Origin of the sequence: Humibacter sp. RRB41 (assembly GCF_022761015.1) — a bacterium.
GTDB lineage: Bacteria > Actinomycetota > Actinomycetes > Actinomycetales > Microbacteriaceae > Humibacter.
In genome coordinates this window covers 95,886-115,485 of record NZ_JAKWJQ010000002.1, presented here as the reverse complement: position 1 = coordinate 115,485, position 19,600 = coordinate 95,886, and the positions used below count along the sequence as shown (strand labels likewise).

Here is a 19,600-nt window from a genome sequence, read left to right as displayed (position 1 = left end):
CAACCCTCCGCAGGAGGGTGGGCGCGGGAAGCGAAACGCGGCATGATCGGGCTATGACCGCATCCATTCCCGCACCGATGCTCGCCCGCGCCGTCGCCGCAGTGCCGGAGCCGGACAGCGTCACCGGCGGCCTGTCGTACGAACCGAAATGGGACGGCTTCCGCGGCATCGTCTCCGTCGACAGCGACGGCGTCGAGATCGGGAGCCGAGGTTCGAAGCCGCTGACCAGGTACTTCCCCGAGCTCGTCGCGGCGTTCGCGGAGCAGCTTCCACACTGCATGGTCGACGGCGAGATCGTGGTGCGCACCGGCGAGCCGGGCTCCGAACGGCTCGATTGGGAGGCGCTGTCGCAACGCATCCATCCGGCGGCCACCCGGGTGCGCCTTCTCTCCGCGACGACCCCGGCGATGTTCGTGGCCTTCGACCTGCTGGCTCTCGGCGAAGACGACCTCACCGGTGAGCCGTTCGCCGAGCGCAGGCGAGCGCTGGAGGAGCTGGCTGGGGCGTGGCATCCGCCGCTCCGGCTGTGCCAGACCACAACGGACGTCGACCTCGCCCGCCGCTGGCTCGTCGAGTTCGAGGGCGCCGGCCTCGACGGCGTCGTCGCGAAGCCGCTTGCCGCCCCTTACACGCCCAACAAGCGCACGATGCTCAAGGTGAAGCACCATCGGACAGCGGATGTCGTGCTGCTCGGCTATCGCGTGCACGCCAGCGGATCGGGCGTCGGCTCGCTGCTGCTCGGGCTCTACGACGACGATGGCGTGCTGCGCAATGTCGGCGGGGCATCCGCTTTCAGCAATGTGCGGCGGCAGGAGCTCGTCGACGAACTCGCTTCGCTCGTGGAGCGGGACGAAACAGGCGAGATCGTCACCGGAGCGACAGATCGCAGCAGGTTCTCCGGCAGCAAGGACGTGTCGTTCGTGAAGCTTCGGCCGGAGCGAGTGCTCGAGGTGCGATACGACCAGCTCGAGGGCATGCGCTTCAGGCACACCGTGCAGTTCGAACGGTGGCGCGACGATCGGGAAGCGCGTTCGTGCACGTTCGATCAGCTCGATCGCCCCGTGGCATACGACCTGTCGGACGTGCTGAGGTAAGGGCAGCAGTCTCAGGCGTCGGCGTTCTTCGCCCTGCTGGGCTGCACGCGCGGCGGCTCGCCCGGCATCTTCGGGTAGTCCGGCGGAAAGGGCAACTCCCCGAGTCCGTTCTCGAGGTCTCGCTGCCACCAGTCGAGGAGCGTGTCGATCGTGGCCTGGCGTTCGCCGAAGTCCGACCACGGGTCTCCGACCTCGGCCAGGCGATCGGGAACCGTGAGCACCGTGAAGTCCTGCGGCTTCACCGACTCCAGCTCGTCCCAGGTGATGGGGCACGACACGGACGCGTGCGCCAGGGCACGCGGGCTGTAGGCACCGGCGATGGTGCGATCGCGGTTCGCCTGGTTGAAGTCGACGAAGACCTTCTCGCCGCGCTCTTCCTTCCACCACGCCGTCGTGACCTGCTCAGGCATCCGTCGCTCGAGCTCGCGGGCGGCGGCGATCACCGCATGTCGCACGTCGAGGAACTCGCGCTCCGGCCTGATCGGCGCGAACACGTGCAACCCACGATTGCCCGAGGTCTTCACGTAGGCCTCGAGGCCCGCCTCGTCCAGTACCCGCCTCAACTCGATCGCCGCGAGGATCGCATCGGAGAAGTCGGTGCCCGGCTGCGGGTCGAGGTCGATGCGCAGCTGATCGGGATTGTCGGAGTCCTCCGCCCTCGACGGCCAGGGGTGGAAGACCAGCGTGCCCATCTGCACGGCCCAGACTGCGGATGCCGGTTCGTCGAGCACGAGCTGCGGATGCGACCTCGCGCTCGGGTAGACCACCGTCACGCTCCTGATGAAGTCCGGCGCACCCCTCGGCGGGTTCTTCGAGAAGAACTGCTCGCCGTCGATCGTGTCGCGAAAACGCTGCAAGGAGACCGGACGATCACCGTTCGCTCTCAGGAACGGCTCCGAGACGGTGAGAATATAGCGCGCAAGGTCGAGCTTGGTGATTGCCGGCTCCGGGTACACGACGCGCTCGGGATGGCTGATGCGCACCGCGCGCGTTCCGTGCGGTCCTTCGACCTCGAGCGTGACGTCGTCGGCCATGGCATCCCCCGCATCGAATGTGGCGTGCGGAGCGCCAGCGGCTCCGCCTGTCCCGCGGCAAGACTACCGACGACCAGCTCGCCGGGCGAGGTCGGTAGCCTCGTACGGTGCGCGCCGCGGCGCACGGAGAGAGGCTCGCCATGGCATCCGGCACCCGGACCCGCACCATCCAGTGGGAAGACCCGCGCGCGCTCGCCGCGGCCGGTCGCGAGCTGGCGGGGTCCGATTTTCTCCGCGCGATGGCCACGGGTGACCTCCCCGCGCCGCCGATCTGCGCGACGATGAACATGACACTTCTCGAGGTGGGCGACGGCAGGGTCGAGTTCGAATGCGAGCCCGACGAGTCGCACTACAACCCGATCGGCGTCGTGCACGGCGGCCTGGTCTGCACGCTGCTCGACACGGTGCTCGGCTGCGCAGGGCACTCCACGCTGGATGCCGGCTTCGGCTACACCTCGATCGACATCTCCGTCGATTACCTGCGCCCGATCACGGCGGCCTCCGGACCGCTGCGCGCCGTCGGTACCGTGACGAAACCCGGTCGACGCGTCATCTTCGCGACGGGCGAGGTGACGGATGCCTCAGGGGCGCTCGTCGCGACGGCGCGCTCCAGCCTTCTCGTGATGCCGTTGACCCGCCTCGTCTGAGCCGGCCTCGTCTGAGCCAGTGGCATCGGCCGGACTCGGCCGCACGCGGCTACCCGTTGATGTTGACCATCCAGCTGACGCCGAAACGATCGATGAGCATGCCGAACGAGCCGCCCCATATCGCCTTCTCGAGCGGCTGCGTGATGCTGGCACCCGCCGCCAGGCCGTCCCAGTAGCCGCGAAGCGACGGCTCATCGTCGCCGCTCAACGAGACGGTGATCGAACCGCCCGGTGTGTACTCCATGCGATTCGGGGTGTCGGACGCCATCAGCACGAGGCCGTTCGGCGCGTCCAGTTGCGAGTGCATCACCTTGTCGAGCTCGCTCTCGTCTTCGCTCATGTGGAAGTCGCGGAACGTGCTGACAGTGAGATCACCGCTGAAGACGGTCTGATAGAACTCCATGGCCTCGCGGGCGTTGTCGCGAAAGCTCAGGTAGGGATTGAGTATGACGGACATGACGGTCTCCTTTGCGCCGATGCCGACAACGGTAACCCCGCGCCACGTCGGCCGTCAGCCCCCGGAGGGATACTCCGCTGCTTCCGCCAGCAGTGTCGGCAGGGCGGCAACACTTGGCAGCAGATGCGTGTGCGGATGCCCGCCCAGCCCCAGCACATCGCCCGCCCCTGTGAGCACTCCCACGACGTACCGCGCGCCCGCGTTTACCCCTGCACGGAGGTCGTTCGGGGTGTCCCCCGCGACCAGCACGTCTGCGACGCTGCGTACGCCCGTCGTCTCCATGGTGCGGAACACCAGGTACGGCGCCGGCCGCGAGGCCGTGACATCATCGGCCGTGACGAGCGCGTCGAGGTCGTCGCCGACGGCCCAGCCGACGGCATCCAGCAGTGACCGCGCCACATCGAGGGTGTAGCCGGTCTGCAGCGCCACCTTCACCCCTCTCGCGCGGAGGTCGGAGACAGCCTCACGCACCCCGGAGAACAGTGTGGCCGGCGTTGCCGCGTAGACATCGTTCAGCCTCGCCGAGAACAGCGCGAAGACGTCGTCGGTCTTCGCCGGGTCGTCACCGAGCTCGGTCAGCAGGCCATGGATCGCCTCGCGCTTGCCTGTGCCGATCCAGCGTGCAAGTACGTCGGCGGGCACCGCGCTCCCGATCGCTTCGGCGACAGACCGTTCGAGCACGTCGTAGACCGCTCCGCCTTCGTCGATCGTGGTTCCCGCCATGTCGAGCGAGACGAGTCGGATGGTCACCTGGTTCCTCCTGGTTGGCTGATCTGGCGGGCGACGAACGGTCGCTGCGTCGCGTGGGAGCGCGTGTTGTGAACGATCAGTTCGGCGCGATCGGGACGGTAGCGATCGTCGGAGTATTCGAGCACCTCGCCGTCGTTCGACGAGGTGAGGCGCCGCACCCGCAGCAGCGGGGTGCCGACCCCGACGGCGAGCAAGTCGGCATCCGTCTCGTCGGCGGCGACCGCATCGATCACGTGCTCGCCGCGATCCAGCGGAACGCCCCGCCCGATCAGGTACTCGAAGAGCGAGCCCGAGTCGGTGTCGAAGTCGAACAGGAACCGTCCGACCGAGGCGACGAAGGCCGTGCGCTCGAGCATCGCCGCCTGCCCGTCGATGAAACGCACCCTGAGCAGCTCCACCGCGTTCTCGGCTGCCGCGATGCCGAGGCGCGCCGCGACGAGCTTTTCGGGCCGCCGAAGCGCGATCTCGATCGTGCGCTGGCCCGGCTCGCGGCCGATCGTGCGCACCCATGACGAGAACGAGAAGAAATCGTCGATCGACTGCGCGAGCGGCGCCCGGCTGACGGTCGGCACCTTGCCCTGGCTGGTCTCGATGAGGCCCTCGGCGTTCAGCGCCGAGATCGCCTGCCTGACCGGGCCGCGGGAGGCTCCGAACTGCGCGCAGAGTTCCGCCTCGCTCGGGAGGGCTGCCCCTGCGGCGAGTTCACCGCTGAGGATCCGTTCGCGGATCGACGTGCGAACGAGTTCGTGGAGAGGCACCCTCATAGCTTGACTATAGAGGTCGGCGCGAATGGCTCATCACACCGTCCGTCCACCCGCTGTTCACTCCGCGTTGGCCCCGTCCGAGTGGGCTCGACGGACGAGGTGAACATCTCATGACAAGTGAGTGGAATCGGCAGAGCGGGGCCTTCGACGCCTGCAGAGTTGTGCCGTGACCCATCCCGACTCCACCGTGGCTCCCCCGCATGCCGATCTCGTCGTCATCGGTGCAGGCATCGTCGGGCTCGCTCACGCCTGGCATGCCGTGCACCGCGGCATGTCCGTGCGGGTGATCGAGCGGGACGAGCGGCCGGTGGGTGCGAGCATCCGCAACTTCGGGCACATCTGCACGACCGCGCAAGCGGGCATCATTCTGGACTACGCGCTGACCGCTCGCGAGGTGTGGCTGCAGGCAGGAGCCGAGGCGGGCATCCCGGTGCGCACCGATGGCACTGTTGTTCTCGCTCGCACGGCGGCAGAGGTCGAGGTGCTCGAGGAGTTCGCGGCGGAGCGCGGCGACACGGTACGGATGCTCGACGCCGCCGAAGCAGCCCGGCTGGCCGGTTTCGAGGCGCCCGGCCTCGTCGCCGGGGCCCACCTGCCGATGGACCTGCGGGTCGACTCGCCGAGCGCGATCCCCGCCCTGGTGCGCAGGCTGCTGGAACTCGGCGTGGACTTCCGTTTCGGGGAGAACCTGCTGGAGCTGACCGCCGGTTTCGTGCGCACCAGCCGCGGAGAGTACACAGCGGATTCCGTCGTGCTGGCCGTCGGACACGATGTCGACAGGCATTACCCGGAGCTCGCCGAGCAGGCGGGCGTGCAGCGCTGCCGGTTGCGCATGCTCGAGATCGATGCCCCCGGCGGATTCAGCACCGCACCCGGAGTCTTCACCGGCACGTCGTTGCTGCGTTACGAGGCCTTCTCGTCGACGGCGGCGGCTGCACGGCTGCGGGCCGAACTCATGCAGGCTGCACCCGAACTGGTGGAGAACACCGTGAACCTGATGTTCACCCAGCGCCCGGACGGCCGGCTCGTGATCGGGGACACGCATCACTACGCCACGACCCTCACTCCGTTCGAGGAGGAAGACCTCGACGAACTGTTGCTCGCGCACTTCCGGCGTCTGTTCGGCGTCGGCGAGTTGCGGGTGCGCCGTCGCTGGCGCGGCGTCTACGCGTCGGCACCGACCGGACCGTTTCTGATGGCGAGCCCCGAGCAGGGCGTGGCCGTGGCATCCGTCACCAGCGGCGTCGGCATGACCACGGCATTCGGGCTCGCTCGCGCCGTGCTCGACGAGCTCGTGCCGGCTCGCCACGCCGGCTGAGCGATCACCGAAGAAGACTTCACCGACCACCAAGAGATCACCCGAAAAGAATCCTGGAAGGACATGCCATGCATGAACGCGTGACAGCCCGTAAGACGGGCTCGCGACGCACCCGGCGTCTCGCACTGACGGCGGCGATGGCGACGATCGTCGCCGTCTCTCTCACCGCCTGCGCCTCTGGCGGAGCATCGTCGGCCGATGCCGCGAACGCCAAGACGCTGAGCAAGAGTGCGGCCCAGAAGGCGACAGCTGCGTCGGACTTCGGCGGCCTGGACGGCCTCGTGGCCGCCGCGAACGCCGAAGGCCACCTGAACGTGATCACCCTGCCGCCGTCCTGGGCGAACTACGGAAAGATCATCGCCGGCTTCGAGAAGAAGTACCCGAAGATCAAGATCAACTCGGAGAACCCGAACGGGTCGAGCGCGGACGAGGTGGCGGCGGCCAAGTCGCAGAAGGGGCAGAGCACCGCCCCTGACGTCTTCGACCTCGGCACGGCGGTTCTCGACCAGAACCTCGACCTGCTCGCCGACTACAAGGTGAAGAACTGGTCAGACCTTCCGGCCGACTACAAGGACTCCGACGGCAGGTGGTACTACGACTACACCGGCCTGATGTCGATCGGCTACGACTCGAAGTCCATTACGACGGCGCCGAAGAAGATCTCCGATCTGCTCGGCTCGGCGTATAAGGGCAAGGTCGCGATCAAGGGCGACCCGACTCAGGCCAACGAGGCGGCGAGCGCCGTCTACTGGGCCGATCTGCAGTCCGGCGGCAAGGCCGACGACATCACGCCGGGCGTCGACTTCTTCGGCAAGCTGAAAAAGGCGGGCAACTTCCTCTCGGTGCTTCCGACGCAGGCCACGGTGAACTCCGGCGAGACCCCGGTGGTCATCCAGTGGAGCTACAACAACCTCGCATGGGGCGCAGCGGGCGGTTCGGCCGGCAACCCGAACTGGAAGACGGTCGTCCTGCCGGGCACCGCGCTCGGCAGCTACTACAACCAGGCGATCAACAAGGACGCCCCGAACCCGGCGGCCGCGCGACTCTGGGAGGAGTACATCTACAGCCCCGAGGTGCAGAACCTCTACCTGGCATCGGGCGCCTACCCTGCCACGCTCCAGACGATGATCACGAACAAGACCGTCGACGAGAGCGTGCTGAAGAGCGTCGGTGAGCCGCCGAAGACCTTCGTGCAGCTCACGGCCGACCAGGCGACAGCGGCCGGCTCCGTGCTGGCGTCCAAGTGGGCGTCCACGGTCGGCTGACCTTCGTCAGAGATCACGACAGAAAAGAATCGGATGACTGCCGCATCGTCTGAAATCGCGACGGCGGCTGCCGCCGCCGGCGTCGGGACCACCAGGTTCCGACGCCGGTGGGCCGGCTGGCTGGGCTTCACGCCGTTCGCGCTCTACGTCTTGCTGTTCCTGGCCATTCCCACGGTCTACGCCGTGGCGAGCGGATTCTTCACGGATGCCGGAACCTTCACGATCGCGAATCTCGCCGCGTTTGCGAACCCGACCATTGTCGGCGACTTCGTGAGCTCGTTCTGGGTCTCGGCCGTCGTCGCCGTCCTGGGCGCCGTCATCGGCGCTGTGATCTGTTTCGCACTGCTCGCCGCCAATCCGGCCGGCGCGCTGCGCACCGTCGTGGACTCGGCATCCAGCGTGCTCGCCCAGTTCGGCGGCATCATGCTGGCGTTCGCGTTCATTGCGCTCATCGGCATCCAGGGCGTCGTCACCGTCTTTCTCAAGCAGACGCTGGGGTTCGACCTGAACGCATCGAACGGGCCGCTGCTGTATCAGGTCAGCGGCCTGGTGTTCCCGTACCTGTACTTCTCGATCCCGCTCATGGTGATCACGTTCATGCCGGCACTGGAGGGTCTGAAGCAACAATGGGGTGAAGCCGCAGCCACGCTCGGTGCGTCACGCATGACATACTGGTGGCGGGTGGCGTTTCCGATCCTCTCCCCGGCGTTCTGGGGGTCGACGATCCTGTTGTTCGCGAACGCGTTCTCGTCGTTCGCGACGGCGGCGGCGCTGATCGACCAGGGCGGCATCGTTCCGCTGGCGATCAAGCAGCAGCTGACCAGCGAGACGATCGTGGGGGTCTCGAACACCGCCGGCGTGCTGGCACTCGGCATGATCGTCGTGATGGTCATCGTGATGACCGCGTACTCTGCACTGCAGCGTCGTGCCAGGAGGTGGCAGCGATGAGCGCGGTAGGCCGCGTGGGCGCCGTTCCGGGCAAGGCGACCAGCAGGATCATCCTGGCGATCGCCGCCGTGCTGTTCATCCTGCCCGTCGGGGCGATGCTGCTCTTCACGTTCCGCGTCTCGGGGAGCCCCGGTGAGTTCACGTTCGCCCACTATGCGGCGATCTTCGACCCGAATCAGGAGTTGACGTACGACCAGCTCTTTCAGGGGATCGGCAACTCGCTCGTGCTCTGCGCGATCACCGTCGCGATCGTCCTGCTGATCCTGCTGCCGACGATGGTGCTCGTCGAGCTGCGCTACCCGCGGGTGCGCAGGATGATCGAGTTCGTCTGCCTGCTGCCGATCACCGTGCCGACAGTCGTGCTGGTCGTCGGTTTCGTGCCGGTGTATCAGGTGGTCGCCGGCCTGTTCGGCAGCGTCGCCTGGACGCTCGCCTTCGCGATCGGCATCATCGTTCTGCCCTATGCGTACCGGCCGATCCAGGCGAACATCGCCGCCTTCGATCTCGTCGTGCTGAGCGAGGCCGCAAGGTCGCTCGGCGCGGGATGGTTCTCCGTTCTCGGCCGGGTGATCCTGCCTGGCCTGCGGCGAGGCATCCTCTCCGCCTGCTTTCTCACCATCGCTGTCGTGCTCGGCGAGTTCACGATCGCGTCGTTCCTGAATCAGACCACTTTCCAAACCGCCCTGTTCCTGTTGCAGCAGACCGACCCCTACGTCGCGGCGATCTTCGCCGTGTTCGCCCTGGTGTTCGCGTTCGTGCTGCTGCTCGTGATCGGAAGGGTCGGCTCCTTCACCCGTACGAAGAGGACAGCACGATGACCGTCGTCACACACACCGCATCCGAAGCGACAGCATCCGCCGGTTCCTCCGACGTGACCGGCCCGCTCACCATCAAGGGCACCGCCGTCGAGCTGATCGGGCTCGTGAAGAACTACGGGGCGCACCGCGCACTGCAGGGCGTGAGCCTCGACATCCACCCCGGCGAGTTCGTCGCCCTGCTCGGTCCGTCCGGCTGCGGCAAGACGACCATGCTGCGCGCGCTGTCGGGGCTCGACGGCATCGACGCCGGAAGCATCCTGATCGACGGCAACGACGTCGCGAGGGTACCGGCGAACCGGCGGGACATCGGCATGGTGTTCCAGTCGTACTCACTGTTCCCACACCTGACGGCGACGCAGAACGTCGAATTCGGGCTGCGCATGCGCAAGGTGGATGCCCGCAAGCGCGTCGCACGCGCGACGGAGGCTCTCGAGCTGGTCGGCCTCGACGGCTACGGCGAGCGCTACGCTCACGAGCTCTCCGGCGGTCAGCAGCAGCGCGTCGCGCTCGCCCGCGCACTGGTGACCCGGCCGCGCGTGCTGCTTTTGGACGAGCCGCTGTCCGCGCTCGACGCGAAGGTGCGCGTGCAGCTGCGCGAGCAGATCGGGCGAATCCAGCGCGACCTCGGCATCACGACGGTGTTCGTCACCCACGACCAGGAGGAGGCGCTCGCGGTCGCCGACCGGGTCGCCGTGATGAACGCCGGCGTGATCGAGCAGATCGGAACGCCGGAGCAGCTCTATCTGCAGCCGGCAAGCCCGTTCGTCGCCGACTTCGTGGGGCTGAGCAACCGGCTCGACGGTGTTGCCGGCGGCGGCGAGGTGATCGTGCAGGGCAGCAGCATCCCGGTGCTCGGCGACGCGATGTCCGGCGAGGTGACGGCCTATGTGCGACCCGAGGATCTGGCCTTCACGGACTCGGGCGACGGCATGGATGCCGTGATCGTCGCCTCGAGCTTCCTCGGCTCGCTACGCCGCACGACGGTTCGCTTGAAGGACGGCACTGTCCTGGCCGTGCAGCACGACGTGCAGGAGCGGCCTGTTCCTGATGACACGGTGCGCGTGCGCTTCAAGGGCCGCCCGGTCGCGGTGCGCCCGCGGTGACGAATCGTGCGAAGGAGTCGGCCATTCAGGCGACGAGCACCGACGCGAGCTCCGTCTCCAGGGCCGCTCGCGGCTTGGAGCCAACGATGGTGCGCACCGTGTGGCCGTCGACGACCAGCTTCATGGTGGGAACCGCCATCACCGTGAAGGCGGCCGCGATGCGCGGGCTGTCGTCGGCATTGACCTTGACCACGGTGAAAGCGCCGGCCACGTCGCCTTCGAGCTGTTCCAACGTCGGACCGAGTACCCGGCACGGACCGCACCAGGTCGCCCAGAAGTAGACCAGCACCGGGGAATCCGCGGCATCGAGAATCGCCTCGAAGTTCTCATCGTCGGCGACGATCATCGTGCGCCTCCCGCCATGGCCACCGCTCCGGCGAATTCGCAACAGGCATCTCCGCGGGCCTCCGCCGACTCCAGCAGTTGCTCGAGGGCGGCTCGGCGGCGCTCCAACTCGTCGATGCGCGAGCTGAGATCCTCGATCGCCGCACGGTACGCGGGTCTGGTCGCAGGACAGTCGTCGGCATGCTCGCTCCCCGACGTCAGGCAGTCGAGGAACGGCCGGGTGCGCTCCAGCGGGATCCCGGCGCGGCCGAGCGCGTGCGCCTCAGCCACCAGCCGAGGAGATTCGTCGTCGTAGTCGCGGTATCCGTTGTTCAGCCTCGACGACTCGATCAAGCCAAGGGATTCATAGTGGCGCACGGTCTTGACCGTGACTCCCGCGCGCTCTGCCACCTCGCCGATCCTCATGACCAACCTCCCTCTGGCGGATCATCGCCGCCGATCACCACGGTAAACGTTGACCCGTGGGTCAAGGTCAAGCAGAGCCGTTCGACGGCTCCTGAGCGAGGGAGCGAGGGTCAGCGGGAGTGGAAGAAGTCGTTCGCGCGGCCCGTCCACAGCAGGATGATGATGATCAGCGAGAGCAGCGCGGCGATCGCGGCCCAGGCGAACTCGCTCGGCGAGGCGAACGCCGCGAACGCGTCGCCCACGATGCCGAGCAACTGAACGATCGTGACGACGATACGGGCGCCGCGTGAGCCACGGAGCAGGCCGCCGGCGATCAGCACCACGATCACGCCGAACAGGATCGACAGGATGGCGGAGGTGAGGAGCGCTGTGCGGCCGTACCAGGCATCCAGGACCGCGGGGTCGTTCTGAAGCACGAGCAGCACCACGCCGGCGACGATGTCGAGTGCGCCCTGAATCCAGGCGAGCACGGCGATCAGGGTCACACCGGCAGGGCGGCGGGCTGTTGAACTCATCTGTCCTCCTCGTCGGCGACGTTCCGCCCACAGTATCGGCAGACGGAGGTGACGCCCGACCAGGCGCGCGCCCCGCCGCGTGCGCGAATGAGCGAACAACGACGCAAAGGTTTCGCCGAGCCGTCACCCAGGGTTCACTGTCACCTGATTGGGTGACACGCGTCGAAGGGGAACACGGGCATGCGCACACAGATCAGACGGGTTTCGAGGGGTGCCGCGGTCGCGGTCGCCGTGCTCGGAGTCATCTCGGGATCATTGGCGGTCACGACGGCAGCGCAGGCTGCGCCGTCGGGTTCGATCGTGGTGAACGAGGTGTACGGAGGCGGCGGCAACTCGGGATCGACATACACGAACGACTTCGTCGAGCTCACCAACCTGGGCTCAGCGGCCGTCGACCTCACCGGATGGTCGGTGCAGTACCACGCGAAGGCCGCAACGGGAACGTGGCAGGTCACGCCCCTGGCAGGCAGCATCGCGCCCGGCGGGTTCTACGTGGTCGCCGAGGCCAAGGGCTCGGGCGGCACGACGCCGTTGCCGCAGTCGGATGCCACCGGCTCGATCGCGATGTCGGCCACCGACGGCACCGTTGCACTGGCCTCCTCTGCATCGGCGCTCACCTGCACCGATGCGGCGACGTGCGAGAGCGCATCCGTCGACCTCGTCGGCTTCGGAGCGGCTGCGCTCTCCGAGGGATCCCCTGCGACCGGGGCGTCGAACACGCAGTCGGTGCAGCGCACGGATGCCGCCGACACGGACGACAACGCCGAAGACTTCGCAGCGGCAGCACCGACTCCTGGTGCTGCGACCGCCGACCAGGGCGGCGGAACAGACCCGACTCCGCCGACCGCCGGCAGCACGCGCATCCACGACATCCAGGGCACGAGCTTCGTCTCGCCCCTCGATGGCCAGACCGTCACGAACGTTCCCGGAATCGTCACGGGCGTTCGGGCGACGGGCAGCAGCCGCGGGTTCTGGATGCAGGATCCCGACGCCGACACGAACTCGGCGACGAGCGAGGGCGTCTTCGTCTACACCTCCAGCGCACCGACCGTGAAGGCGGGCGACTCCGTGCTGGTCAGCGGAGGCGTGAAGGACTACTACCCGCTGGCCAGCGGCGACACCGTTTCGCAGACTTCCAACCTTTCGGTGACCGAGATCGGTTCGCCGAGCGTGTACATCGTGTCCCACGGCAACGCGCTTCCCGCGCCGATCGTGATCACGCCGACCACGGTTCCGGATGCCTATGCACCCGACCTCGGCGGCGCCGACATCGAGAACACGCCGATCTCTCCGAAGCGCTCGGCACTCGACTACTACGAGTCGGTCGAGGGGATGCTCGTCGAGGTGGACGACGCCCGTGTCGTCGGCCCGAGCGACGCGTACGGCGAGCAGTACATCACCACGAAACCGAACCAGAACGTCAGCTATCGAGGCGGAACCCTGCTGACCGGTGAGAACCAGACGCCGTCAGGCCGGCTCGAGGTCGTACCGGCGGACGGGTCCAACCCCGGCGTGAGTGTCGGCGACGTGTTCAGCGGTTCCACGGTCGGGCCGATCGACTACTCGCAGTACGGCGGATACCTGATCGCGGCGACGAAGCTCGGCCAGGTGCAACCGGGCGGCCTCGCGCCCGTCGTGGCGAAGAAAGCCAAGGACGACCAACTCTCGGTAGCGACCTACAATGTCGAGAACCTGGCGCCGACCGACTCCGCCGACAAGTACTCACGGCTTGCGCAGGGCGTGGTGACCAACCTGGCATCGCCCGACGTCGTGGCGCTCGAGGAGGTTCAGGACAACGACGGCGCAACCGACTCCGGAACTGTCGCTGCCGACCAGACGCTCACGAAGCTCACTGCGGCGATCCACGCCGCGGGCGGGCCCGTGTACGACTGGCGTCAGATCGACCCGGTGAACGACCTCGACGGCGGGCAGCCGGGCGGCAACATCCGCGTTGCATTCCTGTTCGACCCGACCCGGGTCTCCTTCGTCGACCGGGGCGGCTCGAGTGTCGACCGCTCGACCACCGCGACCGCCGTCGTGAAGTCCCACGGTGCGCCGCAGCTCACCCTCTCCCCCGGCCGCATCGATCCGACCAGCGACGCCTGGGAGTCCAGCCGCAAGCCGCTGGTGGGTGAATTCGACTTCCGCGGTCAGGACGTCTTCGTGATCGGCAATCACTTCGACTCGAAGCTCGGCGACCAGAACGCCGACGGGCGCTATCAGTACCCGGAGCAGTCCTCGACGGTGCAGCGAGCCCAGCAGGCGACAGAGGTGCACGACTTCGTCGCATCGCTGCTGAAGGTGGACAAGAAGGCCAAGGTGATCGTCGCGGGCGACCTGAACGACTACCAGTTCAGCTCTGCCTTGAAGACGCTCACCGGGGCGGCGACCGGCAAGCCGATTCTGACCGACCTGATCACGACGCTGCCGAAGAACCAGCAGTACACCTACGACTACGACGGCATCTCCGAGGTGCTCGACCACATTCTGGTCACCTCGGGTGTCGGCAAGCCGACGTACCGGGTGGTGCACGTCAACTCCGAGTTCGCGAACCAGGTCAGCGACCACGACCCGCAGGAGGTCGCGATCACCGCCGGAGCCAAGCCGTGGTCCCCGCCCGGCCTCGCTTCGCGGTCGTGCGCACCCGACGCCGCAGCGCTGAGCTACTCGGATGCCCTCGACAAGCTGGTCTACAACGGCACCGAGCTCGGCGGGCTGTCGTCGCTCGCGAAAGACCCGAGATCGCACGGCTACGTCTCCGCGGTCGACAACCACGGTGACGACCCGGCCCGAATCTGGTTCATCTCCAGCCCCACGAACCCGAAGGTGACCCATGATCCGCTGGTGCTCAAGCGTGCGGACGGCACACCGTACGACGGGCTGGACAGCGACAACGAGGGTCTCGCGGTGCTGCCGAACGGCGACTTCGTCGTCAGCAGTGAAACCGAGCCGTCGATCCGCATCTTCGGGCGCGACGGCGTGCAGAAGGCGTCCCTCGATGTTCCTGCCAGGTTCGCGGTGACCGGCACGACGCCGGCAGGTGAAGCGACGTCGAACGCCACGCTCGAGGGGCTGACGATCACCCCCGACGGCAAGACGATCGTCGCAGCGATGGAGGGTGCCCTCTCGGGTGACGTCTCCGCCGACGGCGACGCGACAGCGCACCGTCTGCTGGTGTACTCCCAGAACCGGCACGGGACATGGACGCTCGCCAAGCAGGTGGAGTACCGCACGGAGCCTGGCATGCGCATTCCGGAGATCGCCGCATACGACAACGGTTCGCTCCTCGTCGAGGAGGCGGCATTCAGCACGACGGTGGGCAACTCGGTCGAGCTGTACGCAGTGAAGGGGCTGACCAAGGCGGCGGACGTGAGCTCGATCGGCAACCTGTCGGGTGCCAAAGCATCTCTTGCGCTCAACAAGACCCTGGTGGCGAACCTCGTTCAGTGCCCGACGCTCGGGGCAGCGGCGAAAGAGACGCAAGCGAATCCGCTGCTCGACAACTTCGAAGGCATGGCGGTGACCTCGTTCGGCAGCGGCCACGTTGCGACTGTCGCGTTGATCAGCGACGACAACTTCGGCGCAACGCAGACCACGCGTGTGCTGAACCTCATCGCGAGGCTGCCATAGCAGTCCGAAAGCGCGAGCCCGCGTGTGCTGCTACCGCGGATGACCTCGGAAATCGTCGGATGTGCTGACAGTCTTGACCCGTGACTGAACTGCTCGTCATCATCGTGGTCGGACTTCTCGTCATCGGGGCCGCCACGATGATCGGCCCTCGCCTCGGGATCGCCGTGCCCCTCGTGCTCGTGGTGATCGGCGTCGCCGCCAGCTTCCTGCCGGTCTTCGCCGCCGTCGAGATCGAACCGGAGTGGATTCTCGAGGGCGTGCTGCCTCCACTGCTCTACTCGTCAGCTGTTTCGATGCCGTCGATGAACTTCCGTCGCGAGTTCGGCGCGATCAGCGGCCTCTCCGTCGTGCTCGTCGTCGGCAGCGCCCTGCTGCTCGGCCTGTTCTTCATGCTCGTCATTCCGGGGCTCGGGTTCGCCTGGGGCGTCGCCCTCGGCGCCGTGATCAGCCCGACGGATGCCGTGGCAACCTCGATCATCAAGAAGACGTCGACTTCGAAACGGGTCGTGGCGATCCTCGACGGCGAGAGTCTGCTGAACGACGCAACGGCTCTGGTGCTGCTGCGCACCGCCATCATCGCGGCTGCCGCGACGTTCTCGTTCTGGGGCACCATCGGGTCGTTCGCCTACTCCGTCGTGGTCGCCGTCGTCATCGGCTGGCTCGTCGGATGGCTGAATCTGGTGGTGCGCAAGCGCGTGACCGATCCGACCGTCAACACCGTCATCTCGTTCACGGTGCCGTTCGTCGCCGCCGTGCCCGCCGAGCTGTTCGGAGCATCGGGACTCGTGGCGGCCGTGGTCGCGGGAATCATCACCGGCATCCGCGCGCCCCGCATGCTCTCTCCGCAGAACCGGCTGTCGGACACGCAGAACTGGCACACGGTCGAACTCGTGCTCGAGGGCGCGGTGTTCCTGACGATGGGGCTGCAGCTGAAGGCGATCGTGGAGCAGGTCGAGAAGGACCACGCGGGGGTCGGCACGGCGGTGATCATCGCCGTCGTTGCTCTGGTGCTGACGATCGTGATCAGAGCCGCTTTCGTCGCTCCTCTGCTCGCCCTCCTCAGCCGACGGATTCGACGTACCTCCAAGATGAAACCGCGTCTGCAAGATCTGCAGGAGCAGATGACCACGCCGGTCGGTCAGCAGCAGGCCATCGAGAGCATGAACTCCCGCGGGCGCTCGACCCCGATCGGAGGGCGCACGGCCACGATCCGCGACCTCGATCGTTTCGCCCGACGGGTCACGAAGATGCTCGCCGACATCGACTACTTCCGCCGCGAAAGACTCGGCTGGCGGGAGGGCCTGACCGTCGTGTGGGCCGGTATGCGAGGGGCCGTCACCGTCGCCGCAGTGCAGACTCTGCCTTCCGAGACACCGCAGCGATCGGTACTGGTTCTCGTCGCCTTCGCGGTCGCCGCCTTCTCGCTCCTGGTGCAAGGCGGCACCATCGGCCCCCTGGTGCGCATGATCTCACCGAAGGTGGATCAGAACGCTCTGGACAAGGAGAGCGAGACGGAACGCACCAAGATCATGGAGCTGATGCGGAAAAGCGCACAGGCGATCCCCGAACCATCCCGTCCGGATGGTGAGCCGACGCTCGAGAGCTTCCAGGAGCAGCGGAAGTACCGGCTCGCGGTGCTCGAGGCACAACGTGCCGAGCTGCTCGACGCCCGCGACAACGGCATCTTCGACGCCGACGTGCTCGAGAGCCTGCTCGCCAATCTGGATGCCTCGCAGATCGCGATGGAGATGCGCGGAACGCGCGCCTGAATGCGCATTCCGACGCGATTTCGTTCGGTTGCGTGACGCGGGAATACGTCACCACCGTGTTTGTTGAAGTTGATAAGTCTCGACTCAAGTTCGAGAGAACACGGTAAATGCTCCGGACCGTTCCGGGGCGCACGCATCCGACAACAGGAGAATCAGTGCCTGAGAACTTCATCCCCGAAGAGGCCGGCGAGGGAAGCTCGTTCGACGAATTCCTCGCGCGTTACCTTGCGGGCGAGCGCGCACGATCGTCGCGCTCCATCGACATCAGCCGCTTCCTGAGCCAGCGAACACAAGAGGTGCTGCAGGCCTCCGGCCGCTACGCGCTCGAGCACGGCAACAACGAACTCGACGCGCTGCACATTCTGCGCGTGATGGCAGGCGAGGACCCCGCCGCCGAGGCCATGCGACGCATCGGCATCGACCCAGCGCGTATCGTGCGCGCCGCCGAGCAGCGACTCCCCCAGACCGGCGAGGCGACGACGGATGCCCCGGCACTCACGCCGTCGGCACAGCGCACGCTGTTCCACGCGTACCAGGTGGCGCGCTCGTCCGGCTCGACGTACATCGACCCCGAGCACCTGTTCTATGCGCTCGTGATCGCGCAGGACTCCCCCGCCGGCCAGGTGCTGCAGTCCGCCGGGGTGACGCCCGAGGCGCTCGCAGGCGCCATGCGGGATGCCGCGACGGTTGGCGCAGGGGCGGCGAGCGATCCGGATGCCGCTGAGCCGGCATCCGACTCCCCCATGCTCGACCGCTTCGGCACGGATCTGACGCAGTTGGCTCGCGACGGACAACTCGATCCGGTGATCGGACGTGTCGACGAGATCGAGCAGACCGTCGAGATCCTGTCGCGGCGCACGAAGAACAACCCGGTGCTCGTCGGCGAGGCCGGCGTCGGCAAGACGGCCATCGTCGAGGGACTCGCCCAGGCGATCGTCGACGGCGGCGTTCCGGAGCAGCTGCGCGACAAGCGCGTGATCTCGCTCGACCTGCCCGGCATGCTCGCCGGCACCCGCTATCGCGGAGACTTCGAGGAGCGCCTCACCAAGCTGACGGACGAGATCGCCCAGAAGAAGGGCGAGCTGATCGTCTTCATCGACGAGGTGCACTCGGTGATGGGCGCGGGAGGCGCCGGCGACGGCGGAATGGATGCCGGAAACATCTTGAAGCCGCGCCTCGCCAAGGGCGACCTGCACCTGGTCGGCGCGACCACGCTCAAGGAGTATCGCCAGATCGAGAAGGACCCGGCGCTGGAGCGTCGCTTCCAGCCCGTCACGGTCGCCGAACCCTCGATCGAGGACGCGGTCGCGATCCTTTCCGGACTGCGTCACGCCTACGAGGAGCACCACGGCGTCAGCTACACCGATGACGCCGTGCGCGCTGCTGTGGAACTGTCGGCGCGTTACGTCTCCGACCGTTTCCTGCCCGACAAGGCGATCGACCTGATCGACCAGGCGGGCGCACGCCTTCGGCTGCGGCTCGGCAAGCTGGTCGACACGACGGCGCTGATGCAGCAGCTGGCGGACCTCGAGGCGGAGAAGAACGCCGCGGTCTCCGGCGAGCACTATGAGGACGCGTCGCGCATCCGCGACGAGATCACCAAGGTGCAGGACAAGCTGGACAAGGCATCGGCAGCCGGAGCGTCCACCCACGAGGAGAGTGCTGTCGTCGACGAGGCGCAGATCGCCGGCGTTGTGGCGCGCGCGACGGGTATCCCGGTCGCACGTGTCGGCGAGGCCGATCGCACGCGGCTGGCGAAGCTCGAGAGCGAGCTGCACCAACGCGTGATCGGGCAGGACGACGCCGTGACCGCGGTGGCGAAGGCCGTGCGGCGCAACCGTACCGGCATGGGCGACGAGCACCGTCCCGTCGGCAGCTTCTTGTTCCTCGGCCCGACCGGCGTCGGCAAGACCGAGCTGGCGAAGGCCCTCGCCGGGTCGTTGTTCGGCTCGGAGCGCTCGATGATCCGGTTCGATATGAGCGAGTTCGGCGAACGCCACACTGCCGCGCGACTGATCGGCGCCCCTCCCGGATACGTCGGCTACGACGAGGCCGGTCAGCTGACCGAGCGCGTGCGGCGCAATCCCTACTCGGTTCTGCTGTTCGACGAGATCGAGAAGGCGCATCCCGACATCTTCAACCTGCTGCTGCAGGTGCTGGACGACGGACGCCTCACCGACGGGCAGGGCCGCACGATCGACTTCCGCAACACGGTGGTGATCATGACGTCGAACATCGGTTCGGAGTTCCTGGCCTCCAAGAGCGGTGCGCTCGGCTTCGTCGCGCCAGGAGCCGACGGCTTCGGCGACGAGAAGGCGCTGCGCGACCGTGTGATGGGCAAGCTGCGTGAGAACATGCGGCCGGAATTCCTGAACCGCATCGACGAGATCGTGCTGTTCCGCAAGCTCGACCGCGAGCAGCTGCGCGACATCGTTCGTCTGCTGCTGCACGCCACTGAGGCCCGGCTGAGCCAGCGCGAGATCGCACTGACGGTGACGGATGCCGCCATCGAGTGGATCGCCGATCACGGCTACGAGCCGGAGTACGGCGCCCGTCCGTTGCGCAGGCTGATCCAGCGCGAGGTCGACGATCGCATCGCCGACCTGCTGGTCAACGGTGCAGTCGACGACGGAGGCTCGGTGCGAGTGGATGCCGTTGGCGACGAATTGCTCGTCGACTCGCTCCAGAGGGTGCCAGCGGCGGCCTGACGTCGTCGGCGCCCCCGCGCCCTCCGCTGG

17 protein-coding genes are annotated in these 19,600 nt (G+C 67.2%); 10 read left to right on the top strand and 7 right to left on the bottom strand.

Going from position 1 to position 19,600, the window contains the following annotated elements; genetic code table 11:
• The first annotated feature begins 53 nt into the window (after positions 1-53).
• Entirely contained in the window at positions 54-1,094 is a 1,041-nt protein-coding gene (locus MJ603_RS06340; protein ID WP_243062853.1) for an ATP-dependent DNA ligase, read from the top strand.
• An 11-nt stretch (positions 1,095-1,105) separates the two neighbouring features.
• Here the strand turns inward: MJ603_RS06340 and ligD are convergent, their stop codons facing one another.
• A complete protein-coding gene (ligD, locus tag MJ603_RS06335; protein WP_243062852.1) occupies positions 1,106-2,128 on the bottom strand; it encodes a non-homologous end-joining DNA ligase in 1,023 nt (340 codons plus the stop codon).
• Between the two features lie 107 nt (positions 2,129-2,235).
• On the opposite strand from ligD, the gene MJ603_RS06330 reads away from it, so the two are divergent.
• Positions 2,236-2,775, top strand: coding sequence for a PaaI family thioesterase (locus MJ603_RS06330; protein ID WP_243062851.1), 540 nt, complete (start codon positions 2,236-2,238; stop codon positions 2,773-2,775).
• Positions 2,776-2,824: 49 nt separating this feature from the next.
• Here MJ603_RS06330 and MJ603_RS06325 read toward each other — a convergent pair whose 3' ends face one another.
• The 3 genes from MJ603_RS06325 to MJ603_RS06315 are packed head-to-tail and all read right to left on the bottom strand — an operon-like array spanning position 2,825 to position 4,746.
• Positions 2,825-3,232, bottom strand: coding sequence for a VOC family protein (locus tag MJ603_RS06325; protein WP_243062850.1), 408 nt, complete (start codon positions 3,230-3,232; stop codon positions 2,825-2,827).
• A gap of 54 nt (positions 3,233-3,286) precedes the next feature.
• Positions 3,287-3,982: a phosphonatase-like hydrolase gene (locus MJ603_RS06320; RefSeq protein WP_243062849.1), complete on the bottom strand. Its 696-nt coding sequence runs from the start codon at positions 3,980-3,982 to the stop codon at positions 3,287-3,289.
• Positions 3,979-4,746 carry a GntR family transcriptional regulator gene (locus MJ603_RS06315; protein WP_243062848.1) on the bottom strand — a complete coding sequence of 256 codons (768 nt, stop codon included), beginning with the start codon at positions 4,744-4,746 and terminating at the stop codon, positions 3,979-3,981. The genes MJ603_RS06320 and MJ603_RS06315 overlap by 4 nt, the downstream gene beginning before the upstream one ends.
• 166 nt (positions 4,747-4,912) lie before the next feature.
• Here MJ603_RS06315 and MJ603_RS06310 point away from each other — a divergent pair, with 166 nt between their 5' ends.
• The 5 genes from MJ603_RS06310 to MJ603_RS06290 all read left to right on the top strand — a co-directional run bounded on the left by MJ603_RS06310 (position 4,913) and on the right by MJ603_RS06290 (position 10,198).
• The gene (locus tag MJ603_RS06310; protein WP_243062847.1) at positions 4,913-6,064 is read left to right on the top strand and encodes a TIGR03364 family FAD-dependent oxidoreductase; all 1,152 of its coding nucleotides are present in this window, start codon (positions 4,913-4,915) and stop codon (positions 6,062-6,064) included.
• Positions 6,065-6,132: 68 nt separating this feature from the next.
• Entirely contained in the window at positions 6,133-7,329 is a 1,197-nt protein-coding gene (locus MJ603_RS06305; protein WP_243062846.1) for an ABC transporter substrate-binding protein, read from the top strand.
• 33 nt (positions 7,330-7,362) lie between these two features.
• On the top strand, positions 7,363-8,277 hold the full coding sequence (locus MJ603_RS06300) for an ABC transporter permease subunit (protein WP_243062845.1): 915 nt from the start codon (positions 7,363-7,365) through the stop codon (positions 8,275-8,277).
• On the top strand, positions 8,274-9,095 hold the full coding sequence (locus MJ603_RS06295; RefSeq protein ID WP_243062844.1) for an ABC transporter permease: 822 nt from the start codon (positions 8,274-8,276) through the stop codon (positions 9,093-9,095). The genes MJ603_RS06300 and MJ603_RS06295 overlap by 4 nt, the downstream gene beginning before the upstream one ends.
• Entirely contained in the window at positions 9,092-10,198 is a 1,107-nt protein-coding gene (locus MJ603_RS06290) for an ABC transporter ATP-binding protein (RefSeq protein WP_243062843.1), read from the top strand. Before MJ603_RS06295 ends, MJ603_RS06290 begins: the two co-directional genes overlap by 4 nt.
• Before the next feature lie 25 nt (positions 10,199-10,223).
• On the opposite strand, the gene MJ603_RS06285 is transcribed toward MJ603_RS06290, so the two are convergent.
• From MJ603_RS06285 to MJ603_RS06275, 3 genes are all read right to left on the bottom strand, one after another.
• Positions 10,224-10,544, bottom strand: coding sequence for a co-chaperone YbbN (locus MJ603_RS06285; RefSeq protein WP_243062842.1), 321 nt, complete (start codon positions 10,542-10,544; stop codon positions 10,224-10,226).
• A complete protein-coding gene (locus MJ603_RS06280; RefSeq protein WP_243062841.1) occupies positions 10,541-10,948 on the bottom strand; it encodes a MerR family DNA-binding transcriptional regulator in 408 nt (135 codons plus the stop codon). Before MJ603_RS06280 ends, MJ603_RS06285 begins: the two co-directional genes overlap by 4 nt.
• A 110-nt stretch (positions 10,949-11,058) precedes the next feature.
• On the bottom strand, positions 11,059-11,463 hold the full coding sequence (locus MJ603_RS06275) for a hypothetical protein (RefSeq protein ID WP_243062840.1): 405 nt from the start codon (positions 11,461-11,463) through the stop codon (positions 11,059-11,061).
• A gap of 180 nt (positions 11,464-11,643) precedes the next feature.
• On the opposite strand from MJ603_RS06275, the gene MJ603_RS06270 reads away from it, so the two are divergent.
• The 3 genes from MJ603_RS06270 to MJ603_RS06260 all read left to right on the top strand — a co-directional run bounded on the left by MJ603_RS06270 (position 11,644) and on the right by MJ603_RS06260 (position 19,570).
• Positions 11,644-15,093, top strand: coding sequence for an esterase-like activity of phytase family protein (locus tag MJ603_RS06270; protein WP_243062839.1), 3,450 nt, complete (start codon positions 11,644-11,646; stop codon positions 15,091-15,093).
• 80 nt (positions 15,094-15,173) lie between these two features.
• On the top strand, positions 15,174-16,862 hold the full coding sequence (locus MJ603_RS06265) for a sodium:proton antiporter (RefSeq protein WP_243062838.1): 1,689 nt from the start codon (positions 15,174-15,176) through the stop codon (positions 16,860-16,862).
• Between the two features lie 155 nt (positions 16,863-17,017).
• A complete protein-coding gene (locus MJ603_RS06260; protein ID WP_243062837.1) occupies positions 17,018-19,570 on the top strand; it encodes an ATP-dependent Clp protease ATP-binding subunit in 2,553 nt (850 codons plus the stop codon).
• Positions 19,571-19,600: the final 30 nt, after the last annotated feature.